The 16,336-nt window shown below is 69.7% G+C and carries 17 protein-coding genes; 10 read left to right on the top strand and 7 right to left on the bottom strand.

The window, feature by feature from the left end:
• Nucleotides 1-63: 63 nt before the first annotated feature.
• Nucleotides 64-246 carry a hypothetical protein gene (locus ABZ904_RS23990; RefSeq protein ID WP_359406019.1) on the bottom strand — a complete coding sequence of 61 codons (183 nt, stop codon included), beginning with the start codon at nucleotides 244-246 and terminating at the stop codon, nucleotides 64-66.
• A 174-nt stretch (nucleotides 247-420) separates the two neighbouring features.
• Between ABZ904_RS23990 and ABZ904_RS23985 the strand changes: the two genes are divergently transcribed.
• Nucleotides 421-1,329, top strand: a complete 909-nt coding sequence (locus tag ABZ904_RS23985) for a winged helix-turn-helix domain-containing protein (protein ID WP_360993071.1) — start codon at nucleotides 421-423, stop codon at nucleotides 1,327-1,329.
• Here the strand turns inward: ABZ904_RS23985 and ABZ904_RS23980 are convergent.
• Entirely contained in the window at nucleotides 1,248-2,102 is an 855-nt protein-coding gene (locus ABZ904_RS23980; RefSeq protein ID WP_360993069.1) for an HAD family hydrolase, read from the bottom strand. The two genes, ABZ904_RS23985 and ABZ904_RS23980, sit on opposite strands and share 82 nt — an antisense overlap.
• 238 nt (nucleotides 2,103-2,340) lie before the next feature.
• On the opposite strand from ABZ904_RS23980, the gene ABZ904_RS23975 reads away from it, so the two are divergent.
• The 4 genes from ABZ904_RS23975 to ABZ904_RS23960 all read left to right on the top strand — a co-directional run bounded on the left by ABZ904_RS23975 (nucleotide 2,341) and on the right by ABZ904_RS23960 (nucleotide 5,500).
• Nucleotides 2,341-3,483 carry a phosphotransferase gene (locus ABZ904_RS23975; RefSeq protein WP_361825414.1) on the top strand — a complete coding sequence of 381 codons (1,143 nt, stop codon included), beginning with the start codon at nucleotides 2,341-2,343 and terminating at the stop codon, nucleotides 3,481-3,483.
• 316 nt (nucleotides 3,484-3,799) lie between these two features.
• On the top strand, nucleotides 3,800-4,282 hold the full coding sequence (locus tag ABZ904_RS23970; protein WP_361825412.1) for a helix-turn-helix transcriptional regulator: 483 nt from the start codon (nucleotides 3,800-3,802) through the stop codon (nucleotides 4,280-4,282).
• 90 nt (nucleotides 4,283-4,372) lie between these two features.
• The gene (locus ABZ904_RS23965) at nucleotides 4,373-5,029 is read left to right on the top strand and encodes a hypothetical protein (RefSeq protein ID WP_359406004.1); all 657 of its coding nucleotides are present in this window, start codon (nucleotides 4,373-4,375) and stop codon (nucleotides 5,027-5,029) included.
• A gap of 129 nt (nucleotides 5,030-5,158) precedes the next feature.
• Nucleotides 5,159-5,500, top strand: coding sequence for a DUF2516 family protein (locus ABZ904_RS23960; protein WP_359406072.1), 342 nt, complete (start codon nucleotides 5,159-5,161; stop codon nucleotides 5,498-5,500).
• Nucleotides 5,501-5,633: 133 nt separating this feature from the next.
• On the opposite strand, the gene ABZ904_RS23955 is transcribed toward ABZ904_RS23960, so the two are convergent.
• The 3 genes from ABZ904_RS23955 to ABZ904_RS23945 all read right to left on the bottom strand — a co-directional run bounded on the left by ABZ904_RS23955 (nucleotide 5,634) and on the right by ABZ904_RS23945 (nucleotide 9,401).
• A complete protein-coding gene (locus ABZ904_RS23955) occupies nucleotides 5,634-6,929 on the bottom strand; it encodes a fused response regulator/phosphatase (RefSeq protein ID WP_361825410.1) in 1,296 nt (431 codons plus the stop codon).
• A gap of 341 nt (nucleotides 6,930-7,270) precedes the next feature.
• A complete protein-coding gene (locus ABZ904_RS23950) occupies nucleotides 7,271-8,353 on the bottom strand; it encodes an NlpC/P60 family protein (protein ID WP_361825408.1) in 1,083 nt (360 codons plus the stop codon).
• Nucleotides 8,354-8,582: 229 nt separating this feature from the next.
• Complete coding sequence (locus ABZ904_RS23945; RefSeq protein WP_361825406.1) at nucleotides 8,583-9,401, bottom strand: class I SAM-dependent methyltransferase; 819 nt, start codon at nucleotides 9,399-9,401, stop codon at nucleotides 8,583-8,585.
• Between the two features lie 281 nt (nucleotides 9,402-9,682).
• Here ABZ904_RS23945 and mshA point away from each other — a divergent pair, with 281 nt between their 5' ends.
• The 3 genes from mshA (at nucleotide 9,683) to ABZ904_RS23930 (ending at nucleotide 13,372) form a co-directional block, all read left to right on the top strand.
• On the top strand, nucleotides 9,683-11,020 hold the full coding sequence (gene mshA / locus ABZ904_RS23940; RefSeq protein WP_359405992.1) for a D-inositol-3-phosphate glycosyltransferase: 1,338 nt from the start codon (nucleotides 9,683-9,685) through the stop codon (nucleotides 11,018-11,020).
• A gap of 23 nt (nucleotides 11,021-11,043) precedes the next feature.
• Entirely contained in the window at nucleotides 11,044-11,544 is a 501-nt protein-coding gene (locus ABZ904_RS23935) for a YbjN domain-containing protein (protein ID WP_359405989.1), read from the top strand.
• A 154-nt stretch (nucleotides 11,545-11,698) separates the two neighbouring features.
• Nucleotides 11,699-13,372, top strand: coding sequence for a glycosyl hydrolase family 28-related protein (locus ABZ904_RS23930; protein ID WP_361825447.1), 1,674 nt, complete (start codon nucleotides 11,699-11,701; stop codon nucleotides 13,370-13,372).
• 17 nt (nucleotides 13,373-13,389) lie between these two features.
• On the opposite strand, the gene ABZ904_RS23925 is transcribed toward ABZ904_RS23930, so the two are convergent.
• Nucleotides 13,390-13,971, bottom strand: coding sequence for a TetR/AcrR family transcriptional regulator (locus ABZ904_RS23925; RefSeq protein WP_361825403.1), 582 nt, complete (start codon nucleotides 13,969-13,971; stop codon nucleotides 13,390-13,392).
• Nucleotides 13,972-14,057: 86 nt separating this feature from the next.
• Between ABZ904_RS23925 and ABZ904_RS23920 the strand changes: the two genes are divergently transcribed.
• The gene (locus ABZ904_RS23920; RefSeq protein ID WP_360993046.1) at nucleotides 14,058-14,429 is read left to right on the top strand and encodes a DUF4267 domain-containing protein; all 372 of its coding nucleotides are present in this window, start codon (nucleotides 14,058-14,060) and stop codon (nucleotides 14,427-14,429) included.
• A 31-nt stretch (nucleotides 14,430-14,460) separates the two neighbouring features.
• Complete coding sequence (locus ABZ904_RS23915; protein WP_359405977.1) at nucleotides 14,461-14,949, top strand: cupin domain-containing protein; 489 nt, start codon at nucleotides 14,461-14,463, stop codon at nucleotides 14,947-14,949.
• 42 nt (nucleotides 14,950-14,991) lie between these two features.
• Here the strand turns inward: ABZ904_RS23915 and ABZ904_RS23910 are convergent, their stop codons facing one another.
• A complete protein-coding gene (locus ABZ904_RS23910) occupies nucleotides 14,992-16,245 on the bottom strand; it encodes an MFS transporter (RefSeq protein WP_361825401.1) in 1,254 nt (417 codons plus the stop codon).
• Nucleotides 16,246-16,336: the final 91 nt, after the last annotated feature.

Genomic DNA, 16,336 nt, shown 5'->3' with positions numbered 1-16,336 from the left:
GCGTTTTCGCGCCGATTGCTCGCGCGATTGGACTGGTTGACTGGGTGGGTGGCCGGGCAATCCTCAGGCCTGCGACATCAGAAGAACGAAGAGCACGGCGCCGGCAGACAGACATGCCGTGTTCCGGGCCCGCGCTCCGACACCGATGAAGAAGAGACAGAAGGCTCCCCACACGCCGTATCGGGAGACGAAGACCTGCTGGAGCTCTATGAGCAGTACGCGGTAGAGCAGTTCAAGGACGACCATGACTCCCCCGGGTGGCCTCTGGTGCAGAGAAGCGATCAACCTTCGGTCCTATTGGACTGATTGACTTAATCTGGTCATCCCCTTGAAGGTTGATCGGTTAACTGGCAGGCCGGTTGGGATGCTTATTTGACTGAAACTGGTTTGCTTGTCAGTCGGGAGCGGTACGGTCGGCGTGTGGGTGGCGAGCGCATCGGTGACGAGGGCCGCGGCAGGGAGTTCGAGCGGGTCTCGAACGAACTGCGGTCCCGCATCGTCGTCGGCCGCTACGCACCTCGCTCGCTGCTGCCGACCCAGCGTGAGCTCGCCGACCAGTTCGGTGTCTCGCGCGACACCGTGCAGCGAGCGCTGGCGAAGCTGAGGGACGAAGGCCTCATCGAGTCCCGGCAGGGCAGCGGATCCCGTGTGGTCTCCACGGGTGAGCGGCAGCCGGAGCCGACGGGTGAGCCTCGTCCGGACGCGACGGCGCCCGTCCGACGGTCGCACAGCACGGTCTCATCGCGGATCTCCGAGGCGTTCCAGCAACCCGAGGTGACGCTCGACGTCTTCACGCTGACGTCCGAGTCCCTGGACTCGAGCATCACTTTGCAGGGAGAACGGATCCGGACCGGGGAGATCGCACCGCAGCGGATAGCCCTGCGCATGCTGATTCCCGCCGAGGACCTTCCTCTGCCCTATCTGCGGGCCCTCGCGGACCCGAAGGACGTACGCCCCCTGGAGCGCCTGCGGAAGATCGCGCACGACAGCACGACGTCGCTGCGGAGGAAGCTCGAGGAACTACGGGCTCAGGGCCACGTCCCGCAGGTCGACGTGAGCATCCGGTACGTCGCCATCCCGCCGCCCTTCAAGCTCTATCTCCTGAACGGCCGTGAAGCGCTGTTCGGTATGTACGAGGTGATCCAGCGGCCCATCGTGCTGCCGACGATGGAGGAGATAGACGCGATCGACGTCGATGGACTCGGGGCCCGTCTGCTGCACTTCGAGAAGAGCGAGGACCCGGACTTCTACGGGACGGCGTTCGTGGACCGCATGCAGTCCTGGTTCGACTCGGTCTGGGACCTCATCGCCATCGATGCGCAGGGATGACCCGGTGACCGGGTCGCGGCCTCGCGGAGAAGTTCTGCCGCCGCACCGATGAGCGGGGCGTAGGAGCTGATCACACCCTCCGGCCGCAAGGCGTCCAATTCCCGGGCGCGCGACTCCGCTTGCGCGTAACCGAGGAAGAGCACTCCCGCCTCGCGCGCCGCCAAGAAGTCGGTCACCTGGTCGCCGATCAACAGCACCGCGTCCGATTCCACCGCGGGAAGGCGCCGCAGGGCACGCAGGACCGGATCGGGATGCGGCTTCATGCGGCGCGGATCCCTGGGGTCCCGGCCGCAGATGCCGTCGAACTTCGGCTCGAGGCCGGTTCGCTCCAGAAAGGCCCCCACCACCCCCGGGGCATTGTTGGTCACGACCAGCAGCCGTTTCCCGAGGGCATGCAGTGCGTCCACCAAGACGTGCACGCCGTCGACGGCCCCGGCGGACGCCACCGCCGCGTATTCGTGCTTCTTGACGATGGTGTCGGCCCAGACGGGCGGTCCGCCGAGCGCGCTCTGCCCGTACCGGTCCAGCATCCCGGCGAGCTCGCGGAGCATGCCGTGAGAGTCGGTGCACGCCTCGGCCCCGGCGTCCAGCAGGCGCCACTCCTGCCGGGCCCTGACCTTGACCTCGTCGGCGATGGACGCGGTCGATCGCCCCCGGAAGAGGTCGCACAGGGGGCCGTCGAAGTCGAAGAGCACGGCGCGTACACGGTTCAGAAGCCCTTTCAGGGTCTCCTGGTCGGTGAGTACGTCGTGCGTTCCTCCACTGGTGATCACCTCGTCAGTGTCGACGACCGTGCCATTCGGCGGGAGCAGGCGCGCGGCGTTCGTAGGTGCGAGGACCGGGGGCGACCACCATGCCGGGCCACACGGTTGGCGTATGCCAGGTCGTTCGTTCCGCCACGGGGGCGACCGACACGTTGCAAGAATCCTTTCTGGCACCATGCTCATCCGCGGGGGAGTACCGTGCATCACTTCCGCACCACGGGTGCGCTTTCAGGCCAGGGAACGAACGATGTCAGCCGAACGTGTCTCTTTCGCCGCGCGGGATCGCGCCACCGAGATGAGCGCTGATCCGGGCGCGGTCGAAGGGCCGCTCGCGGGTTATCACCACGAGACCTATGTGATCCCCCTGCCCGCCGCGATCACCGGGTCCTACTCCATGCGGGGCAAGTGCCGGGAGCCGCGCAGCAACCTGCTCTGGTTCGACCGCCGGTGCTTCGCCTCGGAGGAAACGCTGCTGCTCGCTCTGCAGGGCCGTATCTCGGGCATCCCCGAACTCATCGAAGTCGCCGACGGGGTGCGCCTGCAGAGGTTCATCGAAGGGGAGACGCTCGGGACGCGGTACGCATCCGGCACGGAGGTTCCCGACGGCATCACGGCCCAGATCCTGCGCCTGTTCCGCCAGATGGCCAAGGTGACGCCGACGTCGCTGGAGGTCGAGCGCGAGTGCAGACCCGAGGACCGGCCTGCCGACGGGGACACCGAGGGGTTCCTGGAGCGCCTCATCTGTTTCGCCGAAGAGCGTGTGTACCGGGACAACCTGACGAGGTTCCCGGATCTGTTCGCCTCGCTGGGGCTCGACGGATCGTCCTTCGACCGGCTCAGAGAGCGTGTCGCCGGCCTGAGTGAGCGGCCCTTCTGCCTGCTGCACGCCGATCTGCACCGGGAGAACTTCATCGTCGACGACCTGGGCGGGCTGTGGGCCATCGACTGGGAACTGGCGATGTTCGGTGACCCTCTCTACGACCTGGCCACTCATCTGTATCTGATGCGCTATCCGAAGGCGCAGCACGATCTGATGGCCAAGCGGTGGTGCGAGGCGATGGAAGAGGAGAGAGAGGGAAGCACGAACGGCTGGGAAGAGGATCTCCCCAGACTGCTCGACTTCAAGCGGGCCCAGTCCGTGTTCACCGACGTCATCCGCGCCACCCAGCTCCTGGACTCCTGGCCGGAGGCCGGCGAGCCCGTCCTGGAGGAGGAGGCCCACAAGGTGCACCAGGTGCTGACCGCCGCCGAGAAGCCCCTCGGTCTCGCCCACGTGCCGGACCTGGACCGTGTCACATCGTCGCTCGCTCCGTGGGCGACGAACGGGCGCACAGCCCGGGAAGCGATGGATCCGGCTTTCCGGGAGCAGGGCCACCCGGTGGCGTTCTGACGCGTGTGTGTCCGGTTCGAACCACTTACCCGAAGACCTCCTTCGGGTGATTGTCCTTCGGGGTTCACACCCTTCTCATGTACGTCGAGGAAGGTGCGCTTGCACCTTCCGGGCGCCCTGTGTCGGCGCCGATCCGTGGGGTACGCGAGGCCTGTCACCGGTTCGTTCGTCACTCGTCCGCGTGGGTGGCGCCTCGGCTTGTCGCCGTCCAGGCGGGGGCGTCATGTACGTCGACCGTGCGATACCGCGCGTGGCGCAGCGCACTTTTGCAAGCAGGTGCTTGCAATTGTTAGCGCCAGTGCGGCATGGTGGGTACATGGCATCGCTCAACGTCGGCAATCTCGGTGAGTACCTGCGCGAACAGCGGCGCAATGCGCAGCTGTCGCTCAGGCAGCTCGCCGACGCCGCCGGGGTGTCCAATCCGTATCTGAGCCAGATCGAACGCGGGCTGCGCAAGCCGAGCGCGGAGGTGCTGCAGCAGGTCGCCAAGGCGCTGCGGATCTCCGCCGAGACGCTGTACGTGCGGGCCGGCATTCTCGACGCCGAGCGGGACCGGGACGAGGTGGAGACACGTGCCGTCATCCTCGCCGATCCCACACTCAACGAGCGGCAGAAGCAGGTGCTTCTCCAGATCTACGAGTCCTTCCGCAAGGAGAACGGCTTCGAGACGGCCCGGGCGGACACGTCCGGCGAGGACGGCCCGCAGGCCCAGGACACGGATGCGGCCCAGGACACCGCAGAGCCCGACCCCCATACGGCCGGCGACGGCGATGCCGGTCCGCTGCAGACCGCAGGCTGACCCGGAGATCGGATGACCGGGACGAGCGGAAAGCACCCAGCGGACCACCCAAAACCCTCAGCCGAAAGCCGAAGCGGGAGATCCATTTCCATGGCCATCACCAACGACCTGCGCAAGACCCTCAGTGACCCGACCCCGCTCTACTTCGCCGCGGGCACCGCGGACCTGGCCCTCCAGCAGGCCAGGAAGGTGCCCGCTCTGGTCGAGCAGCTGCGCACCGAGGCCCCTGCCCGTATCGAGGCCGTGCGCAACACCGACCGGAAGGTGGTCCAGGACAGGGCCACGGCCTTCTCCAAGGAGGCCGGTGCCCGCGTCAAGGAGACCCAGACGACCATCCAGACGAAGGTCGGCCAGTTCCTCAACGGCCTGGACTCGGACATCAAGAAGTTCGGCAACAACCTCGACGCCGACCTGAAGAAGCTCGGCGAGACCGCCCAGGACTTCGCCCTGCGCGGCGTCGGCGTGGCCGCCGAGTACGCGGTCAAGGCCCGTGAGACCTACGAGAAGGTCGCCGAGCACGGCGAGCAGGCCGTGAAGACCTGGCGCGGCGAGGCGGCCGACGAGATCGAGGACCTGGCCGTCGCCGTCGAGGGCAAGCCCGAGCCCGTCGTGGTCAAGGACGAGCGCAAGCCGGCGGAGGCCGAGGCCAAGGCCGAGCCCACCGCCCTCAAGAAGCCGGTGGCGAAGAAGGCCCCGGCCCCCACCAAGAAGCCCGTGGCGAAGAAGACCACGCCGCCGGCCAAGTAAGCACCGCGTGTCGGACGAAATGCGACGGGCCGGGCACTCCTGGAGTGTCCGGCCCGTTCTCATTGATACACGGCCGCAGGACATGGGTACGGTGGCCATACAAAGGACTCGACCCGGGTGGTGGGCATTGTGCTGATGACGGCATTCGGCGGCGTTCTGTCGCTGCTTTATCTCGCCATGCTGGTGCTCGCCGTGGTGGCACTGGTGATGGCGGTGCTGTACCGGGATGACGCCTACCGGGCGGCCAACAAGCAGAACAAGGGCTTCTGGCTGATCATCCTGGGTATCGCGGTCGCGGTGAACCTGTTGGTGCCGATGCTCTTCCTGCAGCTCGCGGGCCTGGTCGCCTCGATCGTCTTCTTCGTGGACGTGCGGCCCGCCCTCAAGCAGGTCTCGGGCGGCGGCTGGGGCCGTCGCCGCCGCGGAAGCAGCAGCGACGGGCCCTACGGTCCGTACAACGGCGGACGGTGACCGACCGGGCCGCGGCACATGCGCCGACGGCCGACGGCCGCGGCAGGACGGCGGTGCGGGTCAGACCGCGGCTGTCGTGCCGCGGCCGGGCTTATGGCGTGTCCTCGTCCTGCGGCGCGGGCGTTCCCTCGCCCTACGGCGCGCGGCTGAGCAGGACGACGGCCACGTCGTCCGCGAGCTCCCCTCCGTTGAGGTCGCGGACCTCGTTGACCGTCGCGCGCAGCAGGTCCTCGCCGCCCAGGCCCTCGGCCAGCCGGCGACGGACCAGTTCCACCATGCCCTCCAGGCCGAGGCGCTCCCCGCCCTCGCCGACCCGGCCCTCGATCAGTCCGTCGGTGTAGAGCATCAGACTCCAGGCGGGGCCGAGCTCCACCTGCATACGCGGCCAGCGGGCGCGCGGCAGCAGACCCAGCGCCGGGCCGTTGTTGTTGTACGGCAACAGTTCCGCCTGCCGGTCCGGGCGGGCGATCAGCGGGGACGGGTGACCGGCCAGGCACAGTCCGGCGCGGCGACCGTCGGGTGCGATGTCCACCGTGCACAGCGTCGCGAAGATCTCCTCGTTGTCGCGCTCGTGCTCCAGGACCTGCTGGAGCGTGGAGAGCAGCTCGTCGCCGCACAGACCCGCCAGCGTCAGCGCGCGCCAGGCGATACGCAGCTCCACGCCGAGCGCCGCCTCGTCCGGGCCGTGCCCGCAGACATCGCCGATCATGGCGTGCACCGTGCCGTCCGGAGTACGGACCGTGTCGTAGAAGTCACCGCCGAGCAGCGCCCGGGAACGGCCGGGGCGGTAGCGGGCCGCGAAGCGCAGCGAGGAGCCGTCCAGCAGCGGGTTGGGCAGCAGGCCGCGCTCCAGACGGGCGTTCTCCTGGGCCCGCAGCCTGGACTCGGTCAGCCGCCGCTCGGCCGTCTCGGAGCGCTTCCGCTCGACCGCGTAGCGGATCGCGCGGCTCAGCAGTCGCCCGTCCAGTTCGTCGCGGAACAGATAGTCCTGGGCACCGACACGCACCGCATCGGCACCACGCTCGGCGTCGCAGGACGCGGTGAGGGCGAGGACGGCATGGCGAGGCGCGAGCTGCAGCACATGCCGTAGCACGGCCAGCTCGTCGTCCTCCGCGGCCGCCCGGCCGGGAGCGGGCAGCGCGAGGTCCAGCAGGATGCACTGGACGTCATGGGTGAGCAGCCGCTCGGCCTCGGTGAGGTTGCGGGCGGTGCGCAGCCGTATGGGGCGGCCTGCCGAATCGAGCATCTCGGGCACGATCGGCGGGCCCGTCGGGTCGTCCTCGATCACCAGCAGGGTGAGCGTGTCGGACGGGGCCTTGCCACGGGGGGCCTGGCCCTGAGCGGCCTGGATCCCGGGCCGGGACTCGGCTTGAGCCTGACCACTCTCCGCGGCCGGCATCGCCCTCGGCCGCGGTACGGGTACGGGCATCGTGTCGGTTCCTTCCCTCCCCCCGAGGGCATGGTGGGGCGAGGGACCTCGACCCACCGACCGGGACCATAGCGGTAGCAGAGGGCGCAACGGAATGCCTTGGTGAGGGGCGCAAGGCAACCGGCCAGCGTCATATGCCGCATCCCCTACCGCAGTTGGACACGGTGGGCCCGGGACGGGGATGACGAATGTCACGTGGGGCCTGGGTTTGGGGGCGCGTGGAGTGCGCGCGGTCACGTGGGGCGCGTCACGTGGGGCACGCCACTCGGCCGTTCGCTGAGGGGTAGAGCCCGTCCTCCCATGAGCCCGAAGGGTGATCAACAGGCTCACGGGAGACGGCCCTACGCGTCCGGTCGTACGACCCCCAGAATCGGCATCGAACCGGCACCTGCGATCGTCACCGTCCGGCCCGGCCGGGGAGCGTGGATGATCGCGCCGTCGCCGACGTACATCGCCACATGGCTGGCGTCGTGGAAGTAGATGATCAGATCGCCGGGGCGCATGTCCTTGACGTCGACGTGCCGGAGATGTTTCCACTGCTCCTGCGAGGTGCGCGGAATGACCGTTCCGGCCGCGGCCCAGGCCTGGGAGGTCAGTCCCGAGCAGTCGTACGACTTCGGGCCCTCGGCTCCCCATACATAGGGCTTGCCGAGCTGATCGGCGGCGAACTTCACGGCCTCCCGGCCTTCCCCGGAGGCTTTGCCGCGGAGTTCCTTGAGTATTCCGGAGTCGAGCCAGGCCGTCTGCGCCTTGAGCGCGGCCTCGTCCTCGAGCTCCTGCAGCCGCTTCTGTTCCTGCTTCTTCAGCTGCGACTCGAGCTTCTCCGCCGCGGCGATCTGCTTCTCGATCTTCTTCTTGGCCTTGGCCTTGGCCTCGCGGTTGGCGTCCAGTTCCTGCCACCGGTCGGCGGCGTCGCGCGCGTACTGCTCCAAGTCGTGCTGGGTGCGCGTCATGTCGGCGAGCAGACCCTCGGTCGCGTGCTCGCCCTGGAGGGCTGTGCCGGCGCCGTCGAGGAACTGCTGCGGGTTGTCGCTCAGCCAGAGCCGGACTCCCGGCGGCAGGCCGCCTCCGCGGTACTGCGCGCGGGCCGCGGCTCCCGCGCGGTCCTTCAGATCGGCCAGCTTCTCCTGGCCCTTGACGATCTCCTGGGCCAACCGGACGATCTGCGCCGACTGGTTCTTGGTTCTCTCCTGGGCCGCGTTGTACGCGTCGGTGGCCACCGCTGCGTCGTGGTAGAGGTCGTCCAGCTTCTTGCGGACGGCTTCGAGGTCCTTGCCGGCAACGCGAGTTGAACCGCTGGACGGTGTGGATGCCGGAGTCGGCCGGCCGGGGCTGGCAAAAGCCCCTCCTGGTGTGCCCAGCACGGTGACCGCACAGACCAGAGCAATGGCCACCGTGGTCAGGGTCCGCTTCCCGGATCCCATACTTCTTCCTCACATCTGATTTACCGTCAGTAACTTACGGTCGCCCTGGGGGATCGTGGCACGCCGGCGTGCAAAGTGACAGAGGGCGGGGCCAAGCCGCGCAAAAACTCCCTCCCCTGCCGCACTTCGTACGACGATCACTCTCCCCCGTGCGCACCCTCTTGCGGCGATCTCCCCGCGAATGTGACGAACGACTCAGGGAGATCGTTCCCCGCAGGTGGGACCGGGTTCAGCGGCGTGGCGCCAACGCTCCCCAGGCCACGGTGACTTCCCCCTGGCGCCAGCGCGCCGGGCCGTCCGTGACCGGCCAGTCCGCCGTCAGTCGGCGGACGGTGCGTATCCAGCGCTGGCGCGCGCCGTACGAGGCGTAGGGCGCTGCGGCGGCCCAGGCGCGGTCGAAGTCGCGCAGGAAGGCGTGCACCGGCTCGCCCGGGACATTGCGGTGGATGAGCGCCTTGGGGAGCCGTTCCGCCAGATCGGACGGACGCTCCAGGGAACCGAGCCGGGTGGCGAAGGTCACCGTGCGCGGGCCCTCGGGGCCCAGGGCCACCCATACGTGGCGGCGGCCGATCTCGTCGCACGTGCCCTCGACGAGCAGCCCGCCGCGCGAACCGGACGCCGGGTTCGCGGGGGCGAGCCGGGCACGCAGCAGCTCCCAGACCGCGGCGACCTCGCCCTCCTCGTACTGCCGAAGGACGTTCGCGGCCCGGATGAGGGACGGGCGGCCCGCTATGGGGACCTCGAAGCCGCCGTGCCGGAAGACCAGGCCCTCACGGGTGTACGGCCGCGCGGCCGCGACCCGGGCCGGTTCGATCTCGACGCCGACCACACGGGTGAGCGGTGCCGCCGTGCGCAGCCGCTGCAGTAGTTCCACCGCGGTCCAGGGCGCGGCCCCGTACCCGAGGTCGACGGCCACCGGGTGTGCCGTACGGCGAAGCTCCGCACCGTGGACCGCGGCGATCCAGCGGTCCATCCGGCGCAGGCGGTTCGGATTGGTGGTCCCGCGCGTCACCGTACCCACGGGGCGGGACGCGGCGCGGGTTGACATGCGTACGAGAGTAAGCGGCCGGCCAGGGGGCGGGACCGGCCTGTGGACAACCGACCGCGCCGGCCTGTGGACAACCGATCGGCGGGGAAGACGCCGCCGTGCGCCGTCCGTCCCGCGGCGCGCCGCACGCCGAACGGCGTCGAACGGTTGAGCGATAGAGGGTAATGATTCGGCAAAGCCGCCGGAGAGGGAAATGGACTGCTTTCCTCCGGCGTTCGGATCACTTGGGAGGCATTCTGCGCTCTCCCACCCGACATGCCCGCGACAAGGAGGAACGCCACGTGAGCCAGTACGTGAGCAGGCTCGGGCGTCGCTCCCCGGCTGCCTCGCGGCTGCGGCTGCCGCACCGCAGGCCGCGTCGTGTCGCCATGCTGTCCGTGCACACCTCCCCGCTCCACCAGCCCGGCACGGGCGACGCCGGCGGCATGAACGTGTACATCGTGGAGCTGGCGCAGCGTCTCGCGGAGATCAACGTCGAGGTGGAGATCTTCACCCGGGCCACCACGGCCGCTCTTCCGCCCGCCGTGGAGCTCGCCCCCGGTGTCCTCGTCCGCCACGTGGACGCCGGACCGTACGAAGGGCTGGCCAAGGAGGACCTCCCCGCACAGCTGTGCGCCTTCACCCACGGGGTGATGCAGGCCTGGGCCGGTCACCGCCCCGGTTACTACGACCTCGTGCACTCCCACTACTGGCTCTCCGGCCATGTCGGCTGGCTCGCGGCCCAGCGCTGGGGCGTCCCTCTGGTGCACGCCATGCACACCATGGCGAAGGTCAAGAACGCCTCTCTCGCCGCGGGCGACACCCCCGAGCCCGCCGCCCGTGTCATCGGCGAGACCCAGATCGTGGGCGCCGCCGACCGGCTCATCGCCAACACCGCCGAAGAGGCCGGCGAGTTGGTACGGCACTACGCGGCGAACCCCGGCAAGGTCGCCGTCGTCCATCCTGGTGTGAACCTGGACCGCTTTCGGCCCGCCGACGGCCGTGCCGCCGCCCGGGCCCGGCTCGGGCTGCCGCAGGACGCGCTGATCCCCCTGTTCGCCGGGCGCATCCAGCCCCTCAAGGCCCCCGACGTGCTGCTGCGCGCCGTCGCCGTCCTGCTCGACGAGCGCCCGGAGTTGCGCTCCCGCATCGTCGTGCCCGTGGTCGGCGGACCCAGCGGCAGCGGCCTCGCCAAGCCGGAGGGTCTGCAGAAACTCGCCGCCCGGCTGGGTGTTGCCGACGTCGTGCGCTTCCGCCCGCCCGTCGAGCAGGACCAGCTCGCGGACTGGTTCCGCGCCGCTTCCGTGCTGGTCATGCCGTCGTACAGCGAGTCCTTCGGGCTCGTCGCCATCGAGGCACAGGCGGCCGGTACTCCGGTGCTGGCGGCCGCGGTCGGCGGGCTGCCCGTGGCGGTGAAACACGGGCAGACGGGCGTCCTCGTCGACGGCCACGATCCCGCCGCCTACGCGCGCGTGCTGTGCGACTTCGCCGACGAGCCGGGGCTGTGCGGCCGCATGGGCAGGGCCGCGGCGCGGCACGCCGAGTCGTTCGGCTGGGACACGGCCGCCTCGGCGACGGCCGGGGTGTACACGGCGGCCATGCAGGCGCACCGGCGCCGGGCGCGCGCGTACGGCGCCTGAGAGCCGTCGCGTACGCTGCCCGCATGTCTGACGAACAGCGGGCGGCACAGATCGTCGAAGGGGTTCTCAAGGACGCCGAGCTGGAGTGGGAGAGTCCGAAGACGGGTTCGTACGTCGTGAAGCTCCCCGGGACGCGCAAGCTGTCGACCACCCTCTCGCTGATCGTCGGCAGGCACTCCCTCTCGCTCAACGCCTTCGTGATCAGGCATCCCGACGAGAACGAGCCGGCCGTGCACCGCTGGCTGCTGGAGCGCAACCTCAAGCTGTACGGCGTCGCCTACGCCGTCGACCCGCTCGGCGACATCTATCTGACCGGCAGGCTGCCGCTGGCCGCGGTCACGGCGGACGAGGTGGACCGGCTGCTCGGCTCCGTCCTGGAGGCGGCCGACGGCAGCTTCAACACCCTGCTCGAGCTCGGTTTCGCGTCCGCGATCCGCAAGGAGTACGCGTGGCGGGTCTCCCGCGGTGAGTCGACCCGCAACTTGGAAGCGTTCAGTCACCTGACCGAACGGTCCGAGAGCTGACCTCCCGGTCCGTACCAATCAATCGCTGCAGGACTCTTTGCCCGCCTATCGCCTGCGTGGCATGCTCACCGCCAACGCACTTCTGAACGTTGTTCACATCCATGGATAAGTACGTCTCTGAGAGTCCTTGACGTCCTTGGAAGGCGGTTCGGGCATGGGCATGGGGCACGCGGACATCAGCAGAAGGGGCCTGCTCGGCAGCGCCATCGCCGTGGCGGTCGTCGCCGTGACCGGAACGCCGGCGGCGGCCGTCGCACCTGCCCGACCGAGGGGCGAGGTTCCCGCCCTGTGGCGGGAGTTCCTCCGCACGCCGTTCACCCACCCGCAGATTCCGTACGTGGGCCGGGCCGGCTACCGCGCCGGAGTGACGCGTCTGCCCCGCCGTCCCGCGGTGGCCGACGTGACCGCCTACGGCGCCGTGGCGGACGGCACGACGGACTGCGCCCCCGCGATCAACCGTGCCATCGCCGCCGCCGGAAGGGCCGGTGGTGGCACGGTCATCATCCCGCCCGGCACCTACCGCATCGACGGTCTGATCCGCATCGGGTACGACAACGTCGTCCTGCGGGGCGCGGGCAGCGACCGTACGACGCTGTACGCCACCAAGAACCTCACCGAGCTCATCAGCGTCTACGGCTCCCGGTACGGCGGCGACAAGTCCTCCTGGTCCTGGGCGGGAGGCCTCATCTGGCTGGCGCCGACGGCCCGTTGGGACTCCCTGATCGCGGCCGTCCAGGCCAAGGCGTGGCCTTTCGAGGGCTGGACGGGCAACAAGCGCGACGAGTGGGAGACGCTGACCGCAGTGTCCCCGGCCGAGCAGGGCTCCTGGTCGGTGACGGTCGCCGACGCACGGCGGCTGAGGCCGGGTCAACTCGTCCTTCTGCGCCTGGCGGACGACGCCGGCCATACCCTCCTGGAGCACATGTCCGGCGGTGGCCCCGGCCCCGAGGCGTACTACTGGGACGACAAGACGAAGCTGACGTCGTACGTGCCCTATGAGTGGCCCGTGCGCATCGCGCGCGTGGCCGGCCGGAAGGTCACGTTCGAGCGACCTCTTCCGCTGGACGTGCGTCCGGAGTGGGATCCGCGTCTGACCACGCACGTGGGGGCCCTCACCGGTGCGGGCGTGGAGGGGCTGACCCTTCAGGCGGTCGAGACCCCGCAGTCCCCGCACCTGCTGGACAAGGGCTACAACGGCGTCGTGTTCCAGTGCACGTACGACTGCTGGGCGGACGACGTCGTCGTACGGCATGTCGACAACGGCTTCGGCCTGGTCGCCGCCTCCTCGTGCACCCTGCGGCGCACCCGCGTGGCCGGCCGGGGCTCGCACCACCCGTACTTCTGCCGGGAGGGCTCGCACGACAACCTGATCGAGGACTTCACCATCGAGCAGCGCACCGTCCCGGCCCCGCCGAACACCCAGCTCCACGGCATCAATGTGGAGGGCCTGTCCTCCTACAACGTCTGGTCGCGCGGCGAGATGCAGATGGGCACCTTCGACTCGCACCGGGGGTTGCCGTTCGCGAACGTCCGCACGGACATCACGGTGAACAACAACGGCCGCCACGGTGGGGACGCCTCCGCCGGCCCGCTGTTCGGTGCCCGCTTCACCCACTGGAACGTCCGTGTGACCAACGGCCGGGCGGGCTTGATGAGGATCGACCAACTGGCGCCCTGCTCCGCCACCGTCGGTCTGAACGAGGTCACGGAGTTCGACCAGATCGACGTGCCCGACTTCACCGGTGATCTGCACTCCCGCCTGGAGCTGTACGGCACGACCGACGTCGTACGGCCGCGGAACCTGTATGAGGCCCAGCGGGAGTTGTAGCCCGTCACTTGGCCCCGTCACTTGTCCGGCGGGCAGAAACGGCTGATCAGAAGGGCCAGCCGGCGGTCGTGCTGCTCGCGGCGCAGCCGACCGCCGCGCATCAGCGTGAGCAGGCCGTGCAGAGCGGCCCATACGGTCTCGGTGAGCTCCCCCGGGTCCTCGCCGGTGGCGAGCGGGGTGACGGCCAGGCGCAGTTCGCCGACGGCGGCGTGGAGCGGGGCGGGCGCCTCGGGGGTCGCGAACGGCAGATCCACGGTGAGCGTGAACATCACGTCGTACAGTGCCGGGCGCCGCTCGCAGAAGCCGGCGTAGGCCCGGCCCACCGCGCCGAGCGCGTCGCGCGGTGAGGGCGCCGAGGTGCGTGCCGCGTACAGCTCCCCGGCCAGTTCCTCGAAGCCCTGCACGGCGACGGCGGCCATGATCGCCTCCTTGCTCTTGAAGTGGCTGTAGAGGACCGGCTGGCTGTACTCGATCCCGGCGGCGAGCGGCCGTGTGGTCACCGCGTCCCAGCCCTCGGCCTCCGCGAGTTCCCGCGCGGCCGTGACGATGAGCTGCTCGCGTTCCGCTCGTTCGCGCTCGCGGCGTGTCCGGATCGGCATGTTTGGGATTCTAGCACCGCTAGCCTTTCTGTCGGCGCTCTGCTAGCTTGGCTCTAATACCTAGCAGCGCTAGCAAGGAGTCCGACGTGCTCACCACCACCGCCTACGGCCTTGCCCTTCTGCTCGACCTGTTCGTTCTCGTGATCGGTGCCCGCTTCCTGCTCCAGCCCCGGGCGGCCGCCACCGGCTACGGCGTCCCCGCCAAGCCCGCCGGCGACGCCGCCTACCTGGAGATCAAGGGCCTGCGCGACGCCGCCACCGGCATACTGGGCCTCGCTCTGCTGGCGTTCGCCGGAGTGCGCGCCGAGGCTTGGTTCATGGTGGCCGCCGCGCTGGTGCCGCTCGGCGACACGCTGATCGTGCTGCGCCACGGCGGTACGCGTGCCGCCGCCTTCGGCATCCACTTCGCCACGGCGGTGGTCGTGCTCGCGGCCGCCGTGCTGCTCTTCCTCGTCTGACCCGCCGACGCGCCTACCGAGGAGTTCTGAAATGTCGCTGTTCGTGCCGCACTTCGACTCGTCCGTGATCGTCCGCTCCGCCGACGCCGAGGTCGTCGGCCGTGCCCCTACGACCGTGCGGCTGCTGGCCGACAGCAGCGCGACCGGCGGTGCGCTCTCCACGCAACGCGTCACCCTCAACGGGGGCGCGGACGGGGCGCGGCCCCACTACCACGCCGGCTCGGCCGAGATGTTCTACATGCTCGACGGTACGGCCCAACTGCTGTCCGGCGACCGGATCGTCACGGCGGAGCAGGGCGACCTGGCCGTCGTGCCGCCGGGCATGCCGCACGCCTTCGCCGCCGCCCCGGGGCACGACGCCGACATCCTGATCGTCATCACCCCGGGCATCGAACGCTTCGAGTACTTCCGCCACTTGGCGCGCGTCGGCCTCGGGAAGGTACCGCCGGAGACGCTGCTGGAGGTGCAGGAGCTGTACGACAACCATTTCCTGACGAGCGAGGTGTGGGACGGGCGTTAGCCCGGGCCCGGTGCGGGGGCACCCCAGGACGGGGTGCCCCCGTCAGGCCGCTCCGGCCTCCGCCTCGGCCACCGCCATGGCCGGGCCCGTCGCGGTCCCCTCGGCAGGCAGGCGGCGCATCAGTGCTCCGTACCCGGCCGCGGCGCCCGTGCCGACCACCGCGCACAGCCCCCACAGCCATGCCGCGCCGAGCCGGTCGATGACGAAGCCGGACATCACCGGGGCGACCAGGCCTGCCACCGACCAGGACATGGTGTACATGCCCTGGTAGCGGCCGCGTCCGTGCACCGGGGAGAGACGGACGACGAGGCCGGTCTGGGTCGGCGCGTTCACGATCTCGGCTAGCGTCCACACGCAGACCGTGAGCGCGAAGATCCCGACCGAGCCGGCGAAGGCCGTCAGCCCGAAGCCGTATCCAGCCAGCAGGGACGAGAACACCAGCAGCCGGCGCGGGTCGCGCTTCTGGATGACACGCGTGACGGGGATCTGCAGCGCGACGATCAGTACGCCGTTGACGGCGATCGCCATGCCGTAGTCAGCGGGCGTGAACCCCGCCTTGCCCATCGCCACGGGCAGGCCCACGGACCCCTGCTGGAAGACCAGCGCGACGAGGAAGGACAGGCCGACCACGCTCATGTATCGGCCGTCGCGCAGCACGGTGCCGAGTCCCACCTCCTCGACTGCCTCCTTGCCGATCCGGGTGGGCCGTGACTCGGGCAGCTTGGCGAACACCACGATCGCGCAGACCATCGTCATCCCCGCCTCGATCAGGAACCCCGCCAGGTAGCTGAACTCGGCGATGAAGCCCGCCGCCGCCGAGGAGATGGCGAAACCGAGGTTGATGGCCCAGTAGTTGAGGGAGAAGGCGCGGACCCGGTCCTCGGGCCGGACGATGTCGGCCATCATCGCCTGCACGGCGGGCCGGGAGGCGTTGCTCGCCATGCCGACCAGGAAGGCGACGGCGGCGATCGCGACCGGATCACGCATGAAGCCGAGCACGGCGACGGAGACGGCCGTCGACGACTGGGCGACGAGAAGGGTCGGCCGGCGCCCCAGCCGGTCGGTCATCACGCCCGAGCCGATGGAGGAGATGACTCCGCCCAGTCCGTACAGAGAGGCGACGAGGCCGGCGTACGACGCGGAGTAGCCGCGGCCCAGTGTCAGATAGAGCGCCATGAAGGTGGCGACGAAGGCACCCAGCCGGTTGACGAGTGTGCTGGTCCACAGCCACCAGAACTCACGGGGGAGCCCCGAGACGGTCTCGCGGGCGGCACGTCTGAGGGCGGCGAGTGGCATTGGCGGGTCCCCACGTATGTAAGCGGCTCGGGCGGCAAGCACAACTTACGATCGAGCGGTCGAGACCGGCCACTCAATTAACAGAAGCCGT

Origin of the sequence: Streptomyces sp. NPDC046900, assembly GCF_040644975.1 — a bacterium.
Classification (GTDB): domain Bacteria; phylum Actinomycetota; class Actinomycetes; order Streptomycetales; family Streptomycetaceae; genus Streptomyces.
This window is presented reverse-complemented; position numbering and strand designations above follow the sequence as displayed.